The sequence below is a fragment of the Pseudomonas sp. R3-18-08 genome, from assembly GCF_003852065.1.
Classification (GTDB): Bacteria; Pseudomonadota; Gammaproteobacteria; order Pseudomonadales; family Pseudomonadaceae; genus Aquipseudomonas.
Genome location: NZ_CP027729.1, coordinates 2,804,597 through 2,818,618 on the forward strand (window position 1 = coordinate 2,804,597; position 14,022 = coordinate 2,818,618).

Annotated in this window: 10 protein-coding genes and 1 pseudogene; 5 read left to right on the forward strand and 6 right to left on the reverse strand. The window is 61.3% G+C overall.

Translation table 11 applies throughout. From position 1 onward, the window contains the following. Positions 1–36: 36 nt before the first annotated feature. Positions 37–1,074, forward strand: coding sequence for a dienelactone hydrolase (locus C4J92_RS12805; protein ID WP_124404093.1), 1,038 nt, complete (start codon positions 37–39; stop codon positions 1,072–1,074). On the opposite strand, the pseudogene C4J92_RS12810 reads toward C4J92_RS12805, so the two are convergent. From C4J92_RS12810 to C4J92_RS12825, 4 genes and pseudogenes are all read right to left on the reverse strand, one after another. After that, positions 1,068–2,242, reverse strand: a pseudogene (locus C4J92_RS12810) (MFS transporter). The gene C4J92_RS12805 and the pseudogene C4J92_RS12810 overlap by 7 nt on opposite strands. A 181-nt stretch (positions 2,243–2,423) precedes the next feature. After that, on the reverse strand, positions 2,424–4,010 hold the full coding sequence (locus tag C4J92_RS12815; RefSeq protein WP_124362737.1) for an ABC-F family ATPase: 1,587 nt from the start codon (positions 4,008–4,010) through the stop codon (positions 2,424–2,426). 142 nt (positions 4,011–4,152) lie between these two features. Beyond that, on the reverse strand, positions 4,153–5,391 hold the full coding sequence (locus tag C4J92_RS12820; protein WP_124404094.1) for an MFS transporter: 1,239 nt from the start codon (positions 5,389–5,391) through the stop codon (positions 4,153–4,155). 229 nt (positions 5,392–5,620) lie between these two features. Beyond that, on the reverse strand, positions 5,621–6,007 hold the full coding sequence (locus tag C4J92_RS12825) for a TIGR03067 domain-containing protein (RefSeq protein ID WP_124404095.1): 387 nt from the start codon (positions 6,005–6,007) through the stop codon (positions 5,621–5,623). A gap of 333 nt (positions 6,008–6,340) precedes the next feature. Between C4J92_RS12825 and C4J92_RS12830 the strand changes: the two genes are divergently transcribed. Together C4J92_RS12830 and lpxO are read left to right on the forward strand one after the other, a co-directional pair. Further along, a complete protein-coding gene (locus C4J92_RS12830; RefSeq protein ID WP_124404096.1) occupies positions 6,341–7,678 on the forward strand; it encodes a Wzz/FepE/Etk N-terminal domain-containing protein in 1,338 nt (445 codons plus the stop codon). Positions 7,679–7,945: 267 nt separating this feature from the next. Next, positions 7,946–8,845, forward strand: coding sequence for a lipid A hydroxylase LpxO (gene lpxO, locus C4J92_RS12835; protein ID WP_124404097.1), 900 nt, complete (start codon positions 7,946–7,948; stop codon positions 8,843–8,845). Between the two features lie 19 nt (positions 8,846–8,864). Here lpxO and ligD read toward each other — a convergent pair whose 3' ends face one another. Further along, the gene (gene ligD / locus C4J92_RS12840; protein ID WP_124404098.1) at positions 8,865–11,396 is read right to left on the reverse strand and encodes a DNA ligase D; all 2,532 of its coding nucleotides are present in this window, start codon (positions 11,394–11,396) and stop codon (positions 8,865–8,867) included. Positions 11,397–11,420: 24 nt separating this feature from the next. Further along, the gene (locus C4J92_RS12845) at positions 11,421–12,260 is read right to left on the reverse strand and encodes a Ku protein (RefSeq protein WP_124362743.1); all 840 of its coding nucleotides are present in this window, start codon (positions 12,258–12,260) and stop codon (positions 11,421–11,423) included. A gap of 186 nt (positions 12,261–12,446) precedes the next feature. Here C4J92_RS12845 and C4J92_RS12850 point away from each other — a divergent pair, with 186 nt between their 5' ends. Continuing rightward, the gene (locus C4J92_RS12850; protein WP_124404099.1) at positions 12,447–12,773 is read left to right on the forward strand and encodes a hypothetical protein; all 327 of its coding nucleotides are present in this window, start codon (positions 12,447–12,449) and stop codon (positions 12,771–12,773) included. Positions 12,774–12,784: 11 nt separating this feature from the next. Further along, positions 12,785–13,942, forward strand: coding sequence for a PQQ-dependent sugar dehydrogenase (locus C4J92_RS12855; protein ID WP_124404100.1), 1,158 nt, complete (start codon positions 12,785–12,787; stop codon positions 13,940–13,942). Positions 13,943–14,022: the final 80 nt, after the last annotated feature.

Genomic DNA, 14,022 nt, shown 5'->3' on the forward strand with positions numbered 1-14,022 from the left:
CATGCCGGTTCTCACGCAGCAAAGGTGGACATCCCCATGATGCGTCTCTGTGCTGTTTTGGTTCTTTCCCTGTGCGGCGGCCTGCTTTCAGTGCACGCCGCGCCTGCGCCGCACCCGCATTGGAGTGTGGGCTTTCATCGCATGAGCGTCCTGGACCCGCTGGATTCGCAGCCGATGAAGGCCATTGCGTTCTACCCCTCCACCGACACCGAGCACACCACGACGTTGGGCGCCTACCATGTAGCTGCCGGCGAAGACGCCAAGGTCGCCATCGGCCGTTTCCCGATGCTGATGCTGTCGCACGGCAATACCGGTACGCCGCTGGCCCTGCATGACCTGGCCACCTCGCTGGCGCGCAAGGGCTTTGTGGTGGTGGCGGTGCTGCACCCCGGCGACAACTACAAGGATCACAGCCGCCTGGGCACCGTGAGCAATCTGTACGGCCGGCCGATCCAGATTTCCCAGGCAATCACCGCGACGCTGGACGACCCGATGCTGTCGCCCTTCGTCGACATCGACCAGGTGGGCGTGATCGGCTATTCGGCCGGCGGTGAAACTGCGCTGATCCTGGCGGGGGCCAAGCCGGATTTCGAGCGCCTGCGCCGCTATTGCCAGCAGCGCCCCCAGGACCGTGACGCCTGCAACACCAAAGGCGAACTGGTGGTCGACCGTGACGACTTGCAACCCCAGGCCGACCCGCGCATCCATGCTCTGATGCTGATGGCGCCGCTGAGCCTGATGTTTGGTCGCCACACCCTGGCTGACGTGCACGTACCGGTGCTGCTCTACAGTGGCGATGGCGACAAATTGGTGGCGGTGGACAAGAACGCCGCCGCCCTGGCGCGCAAACTGCCGGAGCCGCCGGACTTCAAACTGTTGGCCGGGGCAGGGCACTTCGTGTTCATGGCGCCGTGCGACAGCGACCAATTGGCGACGATGCCGGCCATCTGCACCGATGCCGACGGTGTCGACCGTGAGGGCATCCACCGCGATCTGGTCTCCGAGGCCGGGCGCTTTTTCAGTCACACCCTCGGCGAGGCCACCCGTGCCGGGTTACAGACGGCCGATCAGTAAGCGCGACGCTTGAGCAGCACGGTCAGTGCCAGCGCCGTGACTGACAGCAGCGCCGCGCAGAAGAATATCCAGCCATAGCCGAGGTTCAGCGCCACCGCGCCCATCAACGGGCCGGCAATCGCCAGGGCCAAGTCGAAAAACACCGCATACGCACTCAGCCCGGCGCCACGGCTACTGTCCGGCACGCGCTTGATGGCCTCGACCCCGAGCGCCGGGTAGACCAGTGACAAGCCAAAACCGGTCAACCCCGCGCCAATCAACGCCACGCCGGTCGACGGCGCCAGCCACAGCAGGGTGAGGCCCAGGGTTTCGATGAGCATGCAGGCGATGGCGGCGGTGAAGCCGCCCACGCGGCTGATGGCAGAAATGAACACCAGGCGCGACGCGATAAAACACACGCCAAATACCGTCAGGCAGTACGCTGCGCCGGTCCAGCCGCGATTGAGGTAGTACAAGGTAATAAAGGTGGTCAGCGTGCCGTAGCCAATCGAGGCCAGGCACAGGCTGGCGCCAAACGGTGCGATACGTCCGAACACCGCCCAGAACGGCAGGCGCTCGCCGCGCACCACCGGCACCGAGGGTTTGTTGCGGATCAGCACCAGGCCCAGCGCGGCCAGCCCCGTCAGCGCCAGGCCCAGGCTGGCGAAGCCATAGTCGGCCACCATCACCACCCCAGCGGCGCGCCAATGGCGATGGCGCCGTAGGAAGCGATACCGTTCCAGGAAATCGACCGGGCCGTGTGTTCGGTGCCGACCGCGCCCATGCACCAACTGATGGTGCCCACGCCAATCAAACCCTGGGCCACGCCCAGCAACAGCCGACCGGCGATCAGGATGGTCAGGCTCAGCGCCGGCAGGTGCTCCAGCAGCACCGCGATAAACGTCAGCACGCCACTGATCAGGATGCCGGCCAGGCCCAGCACAATGGCGCGCTTGGTGCCGACGTTGTCCGACATGCGCCCGGCCATCGGCCGGCTGAGCAAAGTGGCCAGGTATTGCGAACCGATGGTGACCCCGGCCACGACGGCGCTGTAGCCCAGGTGTTCGTGAACATAGCCTGGAATTACCGCAATCGGCAGGCCGATGCAGATAAAGGCAATGAAGGTGTAGAAGACGATGGAGACGATCTGCAAGGTGATCGACAAGGAGGAGGGGGCGGTGGCGGGCATGGGTACTCATTCGCTGGCAGGCGGTACGGCCATGATGGCATAACACGGTAGCAAATGTGGGAGGGGGCTTGCTCCCGATAGCGGGGTGTCAGTCAATGGATGTATTGACTGAACCACTGCCATCGGGGGCAAGCCCCCTCCCACATTTGAACCTGTTTGGCCCGGCAGCTATGCGCTGTTCTTAGAACACCACACCCTGGCTACGCAGGTAATCGTCATAGGTGCCGCTGAAGTCGATCACGCCGTCTGCGCTCAACTCGATGATGCGGGTAGCCAGGGACGATACGAACTCACGGTCGTGGCTGACGAAGATCAGCGTGCCCGGATAGTTCTCCAGCGCCAGGTTCAGCGCTTCGATGGATTCCATGTCCAAGTGGTTGGTCGGTTCGTCCATGATCAGCACGTTCGGCTTTTGCAGGATCAGCTTGCCGAACAGCATGCGGCCTTGTTCACCACCGGAGATGACCTTCACCGACTTCTGGATTTCGTCGTTGGAGAACAGCATGCGGCCCAGGGTGCCACGGATCATCTGCTCGCCCTGGGTCCACTGGCCCATCCAGTCGAACAGGGTGAGGTCGTCTTCGAAGTCATGGGCATGGTCCTGGGCGTAGTAGCCCAGTTCCGCGGCGTCGGTCCACTTGATGCTGCCGGCGTCCGGGGTCAGTTCGTTGACCAGGGTGCGCAGCAGGGTGGTCTTGCCGATGCCGTTCGGGCCGATGATCGCCACGCGCTCGCCGGCTTCAACCTGGAAGCTGAAGTCTTTGAACAACGGCTTGCCGTCAAAACCTTTGGCCATCTTCTCGACCATGACCGCCTGGCGGTGCAGCTTTTTGTTCTGTTCGAAACGGATGAACGGGCTCACACGGCTCGAAGGCTTGACCTCGGCCAGTTGGATCTTGTCGATCGCCTTGGCGCGGGAAGTGGCCTGCTTGGCTTTCGAGGCGTTGGCCGAGAAGCGGCTGACGAAGGACTGCAGCTCGGAGATCTGCGCCTTCTTCTTGGCGTTGTCCGACAGCAGTTGCTCGCGGGACTGGGTCGCCACGGTCATGTACTCGTCGTAGTTGCCCGGGAACAGGCGCAGCTCGCCGTAGTCCAGGTCAGCCATGTGGGTGCACACGCTGTTCAGGAAGTGACGGTCGTGAGAAATGATGATCATCAGGCTGGAGCGCTGGGTCAGGATGTTTTCCAGCCAGCGAATAGTGTTGATGTCCAAGTGGTTGGTCGGTTCGTCGAGCAACAGCACTTCCGGGTCGGAGAACAGCGCCTGGGCGAGCAATACGCGCAGCTTCCAGCCGGGCGACACTTCGCTCATCGGGCCGAAATGCTGTTCCAGGGGAATACCCAGGCCCAGCAGCAGCTCACCGGCGCGGGATTCGGCGGTGTAGCCGTCCATCTCGGCGAACTCGGTTTCCAGCTCGGCCACGGCCATGCCGTCTTCTTCGCTCATTTCCGGCAGCGAGTAGATGCGGTCGCGTTCGGCCTTGACCTTCCACAGCTCTTCGTGGCCCATGATCACGGTGTCGAGCACGGTGAATTCTTCGTAGGCGAACTGGTCCTGGCGCAGCTTGCCCAGGCGCACGTTCGGCTCGAGCATGACCTGGCCGCCGGACGGTTCAAGGTCGCCGCCGAGGATTTTCATGAAGGTCGACTTGCCGCAACCGTTGGCACCGATCAAACCATAGCGGTTGCCGGCGCCGAACTTGACCGAGACGTTCTCGAAGAGCGGCTTGGCGCCGAACTGCATGGTGATGTTAGCTGTGGAGATCAATTACTTTACCTATCAATGGGTTGCGAGCGTGACGGCAGGAGCCTTCAGGCATGCGTCAACAGCGACATCGAGGCGCGAAACCCGGTCGCTGAGCGCAAAATCTGGAATGTGTGTTGGAATTTGGCGCGCATTGTCGCATATGTCAGGCAACAGGTGTATGGCGAGCGAAGGTTGGTTTTGCCAGTGTCTCGGGCATGGCCAGCCCTACCAGCAGCAACGCGACGGCCGCCACCCCGGCCAAGGTCAGGAAGGCGGCGTTGTAGCCGGCCATTTGCACCACGAAGCCGGCCAGGCTGCTGCTCAGCGCCGCGCCCAGGCCAAATACCGTGGACAGCGCGCCGAGGCTGACATTGAAGCGGCCGGTGCCTTGGGTCAGGTCCTTGACGATCACGGGGAACAGCGCGCCGAAAATGCCCGCGCCGATGCCGTCGAGCATCTGCACGGCAACCAGCCAATAAGGATCGCTGGACAAGGTATAGAGCACGCCGCGCAGCGGCAGAATCATGAAACCGGCCATCAGCAGCGGCTTGCGCCCCCAGAGGTCGGCCTTGGCCCCCACCAGCATAGCCGTCGGCACCATCACCAATTGCGCGGCGACGATGCAGGCCGAGGTCAATGGCGTGGCCATCTGCAGGTTGATCTGCGACAGCTTCTGGCTGACCAGCGGCAGCATCGCGGCATTCGCCAGGTGAAACAGCGCACAGCAGATGGCGAACAGCAACAAGGGGCGGTTGGCGAGCAAGACGTTCAGGCCCGAGGGCTGCTCATGGTCAGTATGATGCGCGGGGTCGAAGCCGCGGGCCACCTCATGGTCGATCGCCTTGCCCGGCACGCAACCGACCGCGATGACACTGGCGACGGCCATAAACGCCATCAGGTAAAACACCACCACCGGCCCGAACAGATAGGCCAAGCCCCCGGCCAGCAGTGCTGCCACGGCGTTACCGGCGTGATTGAAGGTTTCGTTGCGCCCGGTCCGCCGGGTAAACGCGCGCGGCCCGGTGATGCCAAGGGAAATCGCGGAAATCGCCGGGGCGAACACCGACGCGGCGATGGCGCTGGCGGCCTGGGTCAGCGCCACCCAGCCAAACGAACTGACGAAGGGCAGCATCAGGCAACTGAGCGTGACCAGCAGCGCGGCAAGTGCAATCACCGCGCGTTTGCTGCGGGTACGGTCGATCAATGCGCCTGCCGGACCTTGGGTGATCAGCGCGGCAATACCCGCCAGGGTCATGACCACGCCAATGCTGGCCGGGTCCCATTGATGGACCGCCAGCAGATATATCGCCAGGTACGGGCCCAGGCCGTCGCGCACATCCGCGAGGAAGAAATTCAGGCTGTCCAGGGACAAGGCAGTGCGCAGGTCTGAGTGATGGGCCACGATGCAACCTTCCAGGGCGCAGTCCAGGGGCCGGACACGCGTTGGGCTAGTGACCTGCGCGCCTGGCGATAAGTTTCGCGCTGGCCCAGGGCGTTTTTCTGCGCGCAAAAAAAAAGCCCGCACATAACGGCGGGCCAAGGGAATCACTGGAGTAGGTAGGCTTCACCCTATAAGCCGGAACGTGAAGGCCTTGTGAAAATGCGGTGATCAAAGTGGATAAGAGCGCCGTTCATGCCCGGCGTACGAAGGTGCGCATGGTTTGCCCCGGGCCGGTACTGAACACGGTGGGCCGGGGCATGCCCTCATCGGCAGCGATAAATACAAAATGATCACCGTCGAGCCGGTAGCTGGCCGGTAGCGACTTGCCGGCGTCCGCGCCGATGGCGTCCACCCAGGTAATGCTCTTGGGCGTGGTGTCGGCGTCGAGGACAAAACGCCCCGCCAGCAAGAGGTCGCCCTCGACCGTGACGACTTCAAACGTGTCCCCGCTGATCCTGGTGATGGCACCTGGCGCGCTATGTGCATCGGCAGGATTGAGTACGCCATTGTCTTCCAGGGCGGTTTGCTCCCAGGCACCTTGCAGGGCGTGGTAATCCGTGACTGAAGGGGATGACATGCAACTTCCTTTTGCTGAAGGGGGGAGGGGGATTGTATCCGCACAGGATCAGTGCTTTCAGGTGGCAGGATTTTTTCTTTATAGGACAGCTATTTGACAGCATTTTCATGTTGTATTAGCTACGCTTGTAGCGTGATTAATCCCACATCAAAATATCTTTTTGGCTACACATCGACATAAAGCAGAAATAATCCTTAAATACGCGGGATTTTTCGTCAGACTCAGTAGTCAGATTGCCATTGGTCCGCCGTGCTCAGGGCGTTGTCCCTGATTTGAAGCTTTTAGGGTTTCTTCGAGTGATGGCCTTTTAGTATTAATTAAGGTGTGCTTATTTTGAATCGTACTTCCCCGCCTGCGCCCGCTGTAGCGTCTGATGAAATTGATCTGTTTGAATTGTTTCACGCCATCTGGCGACAAAAAAAGCTGATCGTGGGTTGTACGGTTCTGGCGGGCGTTCTAGGTGCGGGGTATGCCTTCCTGGCGCCCAAGACCTACGAGGTCAGCAGCGTGCTACGGCCTGCGGCGATCAACGAGCTGGACGCGTTGAACCGCTCTGAAGTGTATAAATTGCCCCCCGCCGATGCGTTGCTCAAAGTGGGCGCGCAGTTGGACTCCTACGAGGCTCGCCTTGGGTTCTTCAAGGATCACGAGGAATTGTTCAAGGCGTTTCAGAAACCGGGGCAAACCCTGGAGCAGAGTTTTGAAGCCTTCAATCGGAACTCGGTCAATCTGATCCTGCCGGACCCGAAGAAGTCCGACTCGCTGAGCAACTACATCCGTCTGGAATTGCAGTACCCGACCGATGTTGATGGGGTGAAAATTCTCAACGGGTTTGTCGACTACGCCATTGCCGCAGAGCGTCAGCAGGTCGGCGCCGACCTCAAGGTAATCGTGAACAACCGGCTGGCTGAGCTCAAGGGCAAGATCGACGCCGCCCGGGCCAACTACGACACCGAAAAGGAATCGAAAATCGCCAAGTTGCTCGAGGCGGACCGTCTCAAGCGCGCCCAATTGCAGGACGAACTCAGCGCCCTGCGCTTGCAGATGAAAATGGAGCGGACCAACCGCCTGGCGGAATTGGCTGAAGCCATCGGCATCGCTCAGTCCATGGGGATCAGGACACCGACCACGCCATCCTCCATGGCCGACTCCGCGCGAACCGGCTCGAGCCAGGTGATGCGCACCGAAGTCAACAATCAGAAAATTCCGCTGTACTTCATGGGTACCGAGGCCCTGGAGGCCGAACGCGCCGCGCTGCAAAAGCGCACCAGCGATGACTTCACCAATCCGCGTATTGCCGAAATTGGCAAGGAGCTCCAGCTGTTGGACGCCAACCGCGAAGTTGAAGTGCTGCGCAAACGTGGCAATGAAGACATCTTCCTGCAGGACGTCGAACCGCTTCGCGCCGAAGTCGCCAGGTTGCGTGGTTTGAACATCGACATGAGCAACCTGAAGCTGGTGACAATTGACCGTCGCGCCCAGGAGCCTCTGGCACCGATCAAACCGAAAAAAGCCCTGGTCATTGCGTTGAGCCTGGTGGGCGGGTTACTGCTCGGACTGATGGTCGCGCTGGTCCGCCACCTCATGCTTACCCAGCGTGGTGCAGTACCGTATTCGGCATTGGAAGACAGCAGTTTTTCACGCCGCGAACGTAAGGACGATCAGCTTTAAGCCGTAGCGACGTCTCTGGCCGGCGGGTCCTGGGGGCCCGCCAGCACAACCTTCCTAACACACTCAGTGGACAGCTTTTCACAATTCTTAGTTAACCTTTGGTTACAAAGTATGGCTAAATAACGGCCAATGGTCACACATCGGAAGGTCATCCTGCCGGTCGTGTCGCCTGTATGTGAATTGTGATTTCAGGTGCTGCTTATCCATCCTCGGCCGTTGTGGGCCCGTAGGAGCAGCCTGTTCTCTCCCTGACGTGTGACGAATCCCTTGAAACTCATCATTGTTGCTCTCTACGTTGCCTCCATCGCGTATGTACATTTGCGTGGCCGGGTGCGACATAAGTTGGGCCGCCAGCTTAGCGATCACTCGACGTTCCTGGCGCCGGTCAACTGCTTGCTCTATCTGTTCTCCAAGCAACCGAGCCGCCCCTTTCTGTCGCCCAGCGATTTTCCGGACCTGAGCCCGTTGCAGGCGCACTGGGAAGAGATCCGCCAGGAAGCCCAGAACCTGATGCGCGCCGGAGAGATCAAGCGCTCGGAGCAATACAATGACGTGGGCTTCAACTCGTTCTTCAAGTCCGGCTGGAAGCGCTTCTATCTGAAGTGGTACGGCGACAGTCATCCTTCGGCAATGAAGCTGTGCCCGCGCACCACCGAACTGGTGCAAAGCATCGGCTCGATCAAGGCCGCGATGTTCGCCGAGCTGCCGCCGGGCTCCAAACTGGTGCGTCACCGTGACCCCTATGCGGGCTCCTACCGTTATCACTTGGGGCTGGATACCCCAAACGATCCGGGCTGCTATATCAATGTGGACGGCGAGAGCTATTACTGGCGCGACGGCGAGCCGGTGATGTTCGACGAGACCTATATCCACTACGCGGAAAACACCACTGCCCACAACCGCATCATTCTGTTCTGCGACATCGAGCGACCGATGAAATACCGCTGGGCAGCCGCGTTCAACCGCTGGTTCAGCCGCAATGTGATGGCCGCTGCGGGTTCGCCCAATGATGAAGGCGACAAGACTGGCGGCCTCAACCGCGCCTTTACCCGCTTGTACAAGATCCGGTTGCGCGGCAAGGAGCTGAAAAAGCGCAACCGCACGCGCTACTACCTGGAAAAGTGGGCGATCTTCGCTGGCCTCGCGCTGATCTTCATCCTCATCTGAACCCCACTCATGGCGCGGCTCACTTCGGTGGCTTCGCGCCCAGCTTGTCCCACATCTTCTTGCTGATCTTCTGTCGGTTGGCATAGCCGGCCCAGGGGTCGGCCTTCAAACTCTGCAAGCGTTCGTGCAGGTTGGCGACCGTCCATTGCTGGGAACTGCGCAATCCATTCAACTCTTCCCGGCTGACCGGTACCGAAACCGGCAGCCCGGGTCGTGCGCGCACGGAGTAAGCGGCAACCGTACTGGCGCCCCGGGCGTTGCGCAGATAATCGATGAAGATTTTGCCCACGCGGTTTTTCGGGCCGCTGGTGGCCGTGAAGCGCTCGGGCAGTTGCTGGGTCATGAATTGGGCGATCGCCTTGGCGAAGGCTTTCACGTTGTCCCAGTCATCTCGCCGGGCCAGCGGTACGATCAGGTGCAAGCCTTTGCCACCGCTGGTTTTGACGAAGGCCTGCAAGCCCAATTCATCCAGCACCGAGAGGGTCAGTTGCGCAGCTTCCAGCATGGCCTTCCAGGGCAGGGCAGGGTCCGGGTCGAGGTCGAGTACGAACAGGTCGGGGGTTTCGATCTTGTCCGTGGTGGCGCCCCAGGTGTGCAGCTCGACCGTGCCCATTTGCACGGCGCCGACCAGGGCGTCTGCAGTGTCTATTTCCATCAGGCGTGCATGGCCGGGGTCCAGGGCCTGGTCCAGTTGCTTGATGTGGGGGATCGTCATGCGTTCGATGTGCTTCTGGAAGAACTGTTCGCCTTCGACGCCCTCCGGCGCCCTGAGCAGCGACACGGGCCGGTTGCGCAGGAACGGCAGGATCCACGCGCTGGTGTCGGCGTAGAACTGTGCCAGTTGCTGCTTTTGCGTACCGCTCTGCTTGTCGATGACGCGATCAGGGTGGGTGATTTTCAGGTCCTTCACGGTTTTCACCTGCTTCTCGGTTTTTTTCGCCACAGGCGCCTTGACCGACTTGGCCGCGCGCGGCAGTTCGTGAATGATCTGCGCGGCCGGCTTGTCGGTGCGCATGCCCACAAACGCGGCCTGGCGCACCACGCCTTCACGGGTCCATTCGGCAAATTGCACCTCGCCGACCAGGCTCGGCTCGACCCAGTGCACGCCACGCGCCTGGGCGCTGGTCAACGGCTTTTGCAGTGGCGAGTCGTCGCGTTCGAGCGCGGCAAGCTTGGTGTAGATGGCTTTCAGCGATGCCTGGTCGAAGCCGGTGCCCACGCGCCCGGCGTATACCAGCCCGGCGTCGTCGTTGACCGCCAACAGCAGCGCGCCAAACCCGGTGCGCGAGCCTTGGGGGCGGGTATAACCGATAATTACGAACTCCTGGCGCAAGCGGCATTTGAGCTTGATCCAGTCGTCACTGCGCCTGGACACATAGGGGCTGCCGGCACGTTTGCCGATGACGCCTTCCAGGGCCAGGTCGCAGGCGCTTTCGAAAATGTCGTGGTGGTTGGCCGCAAACGCCTCGGAGAAGCGCAGCAGCTTGCTCTTGCTGGCGGACAGCGCGGATTTGAGCGCGGCGCGACGCGTTTCGACCGGGTCTTCGCGCTGATCGCGGCCATTCAGGAAGGGCGCGTCGAACAGGTAATAGACAATGTCGAGGCTGCGGCCGATGTCGAAGGCATTCTGCAACGCCTGGAAATCCGGCAGGCCGTCGCCGTTGAGGCTGACCACCTCGCCGTCCAGCCAGCTGTCTTTGAGCTTGAGCGCTTGCAAAGCCTTGGCCTGACGCGGCAGGCGCTCGGTCCAGTCGTGCCCGTTGCGGGTGAACAGGCGCACTTCACCTCCTTGGATGCGCGCGAGGATGCGGTAACCGTCGAACTTGATCTCGTACTGCCAGTCACCTTCCGGTGCCCGATCGACCAGGGTGGCCAGTTGCGGGGAGAACTGCTCGGGCACGGCGGTGGCCTGCTTGCGCGTGATCGCCTTGGGAGCAGCCTTGGCTGCCGCTTTGGTTTTCGCCTGAGCCTTGGCCTTGGGCTTGCCGACCACCGCGTCGCTTAGCACGCTGGCGGGTTCGGCCTGGACGATATCGTATTCGGCGATGGGCCGTGCCTGCTGGTCTTTTTCCTTGATCAGCAGCCATTGTTGCTTGTCGCCGCTGCCCTTGAGCCGGGTGCGCACCAAGGTCCAGTCCCCCGAGAGTTTTTCGCCGACCAGGCTGAATTTGAGTTTGCCGGCCGCGTAGGCCTTGTGCGGGTCGTCATGGGGTTGCCAGATGCCGCGATCCCACACGATGACATCCCCGGCGCCGTATTGGCCGGCGGGAATACTGCCCTCGAAGCCACCGTAACTCAGTGGGTGGTCTTCAACGTGGACCGCCAGGCGCTTCTGGCTCGGGTCCAGGCTCGGGCCTTTGGGCACCGCCCAGCTCAACAGCACGCCGTCGAGTTCCAGGCGAAAGTCATAGTGCAGGTTACGCGCGTCATGCTTCTGGATCACAAAGCTCAAGGCCGAGGCTTTGCGCTTGCCGGCCGGTGAGTCGCCGGCGGGTTCGGCGGTAATCCCGAAGTCGCGTTTACGGTTGTACTCGCTCAGGGGCTTTGCCATATCGTTCTCCAGCCAATGGCAGGCTCAAGAGGCCTTTTTGTTGGATTTCTTCGCAGCGGGTTTTTTCGCCGCAGGTTTGCCCGCAAGGCTGCGCTTGAGCAGTTCCGTCAGGTCGATCACATCGGCCGATTTGCGCTCTTCGCTGCCTTCGGTCGATTCCACGTCTTCGATCTTGCCGGCCTTGGCCTTTTTCTCCACCAGCGCCATGATTTTTTCCTGGAAGCTGTCGCGGTATTCCTCGGGTTGCCAGTCGGCGCTCATGTCTTCCACCAGGCGCTTGGCCATGTCCAGCTCGCCCTTGGCCAGGGTGGGTTTGGTCACATCGCTGCCCAGCTCCAGCTCATCCAGGCTGCGCACCTCGGCGGGCCAGCGCAGCATGACCAGCACCAGGGCCGACTCCAGTGGCATCAGTGCGGCCAGGTGCTGCTTGGTATGCAACACCACATTGGCCAGGGCGACCTTGCCGGTTTTTTTCAGGGTTTCGCGCAGCAGCGCGTAGACCTTGCCGCCGCGTTTATCCGGGGCCAGGAAGTAGGGCGTATCAATGTTCTGCAGGGGGATCTGGTCGCTGGCGACAAAGGCGATGATTTCGATGGTTTGGGTCGACTTGGGGTGGGCTGAGCGGATCTCATCTTCGCTGAGCACCACGTAGCGGCCTTTTTCGTAAGCTACGCCCTTGACGATATTTTCCTTGGTGATTTCCTTGCCCGTGGCCTTGTTGATGCGCTTGTAGCCCACCGGGTCCATGCTGCGTTTGTCCAGCCAGTCAAAATCGACGCCTTGGGCAGACGTCGCCGATACCAGCGACACCGGGATGTGAACCAAACCGAAACTGATGGCGCCTTTCCAGATTGCCCGGGGCATAAGTGCATCTCCTACAAAGATAAGTCTGTGTTCTGGTGACTCGTGGGCCTGGGCAAAAGTTTCGGCGAGCGGATGCTCGGACAGATCGTGTTACACCTGATGAGCAACTATTTAATGTCGCCAGACGAACCCCTGGGGTAGCGTGTTATCGAAAGCACGTACTCCTCGGCATAGAGAGGCATCGTCATGAACCGTTATGTGCGTCATCTTGCAGCGCTGGTTGCAGTGCTGGCCTCGGGCCTGGCCCTGGTGCCATTGGCCCAGGCGCAAAACTTGCCGGGTCGTTACGGCTCCAACAACAGCCCTATCCACCGGGCCAACCCCAACAGCATGCAGGGCACCCAGCCCAATACCCCGGCCGTTCGCGGTATCCAGACCGCGCCGACCCAACCTCGGCCTACCGTGGAAAACGGCGGGATCGGCAACAGTTATCCCAAACGTGACGCCGCGCCCAGTCGCCCGAACACCGAAACCAAAGCTCCCACCTATGATGCCAACGGCAATCGCCGGTAAGGATCCGTCTTATGTTTCTACGCAAAACCCTGCTAGCCGCTCTTTGCGCAACCACGCTGCTGCCAATGGCTGCGGTTCAAGCCGCCGATGCCCAACAGTTTCCCAGTGAGCAAGGCAGCATTACCGCGACGCCCGTCGCCAAGGGGCTGAATCGCCCCTGGGCGGTGGCGTTCCTGCCGGACAGGCAAGGTTTCCTGGTGACCGAGCTTCCCGGCCAGCTGCGCTTTGTCAGCCCGGACGGCAAGCTGTCCGCGCCGTTGACCGGCGTGCCCCAGGTGTGGGCCAAGGGGCAGGGCGGTTTGCTTGATGTGGTGCTGTCGCCCGACTTCAAGCAAGACCGCATGGTCTACCTGTCGTACGCCGAAGGGGGCGGCCAGGATGGCAAGGCCGGGACCGCCGTGGGGCGAGGGCGCCTGGCCGATGACTTGAGCGGCTTGAAGGACTTCACGGTGATCCTGCGCCAGGAGCCCAAGCTGTCCACCGGCAACCACTTCGGCTCGCGCCTGGCGTTTGACCGTGATGGCTACCTGTTCGTGACCTTGGGCGAAAACAATGTGCGGCCCACCGCTCAGGACCTGGACAAGCTGCAAGGTAAAGTCGTACGCATTTATCCGGATGGTCGCGTACCCGACGACAACCCGTTTGTCGGCCAGCCTGGGGTACGCCCCGAGATCTGGTCCTACGGCCAACGCAACCCACAGGGCCTGGCGTTGAACCCCTGGAGCGGAACGATCTGGGAAAACGAACATGGGCCACGGGGCGGTGATGAAATCAACATCATCGAACGCGGCAAGAACTACGGCTGGCCGTTGGCGACGCACGGCATCAACTATTCTCTCACCCCGATTCCCGAGGCCAAGGACAAGACCGCCGAAGGCACAGTGGCGCCGCACCACGTGTGGGAGAAATCACCGGCGATCAGTGGCATGGCGTTCTACGACGCCGACCGTTTCAAGGCCTGGCAGCACAACCTGTTTATCGGCGCGCTGGCCAGCAAAGAGCTGATCCGGCTGCAGTTCGATGGCGACAAGGTCGTCCATGAAGAGCGTCTGCTGGGTGATTTGAACGCGCGGATTCGCGATGTGCGGCAGGGGCCGGATGGCTATCTGTATGTGCTCACGGATGAGGATGATGGGGTGCTGTATCGAGTTGGGCTGAATCAGGACTGAGTAACAGCCGCGCGGATCGTTCCCACGCTCCCGCGTGGGAATGCAGCCCCTGACGCTCCGCGTCACCTGTGTGTATTAGG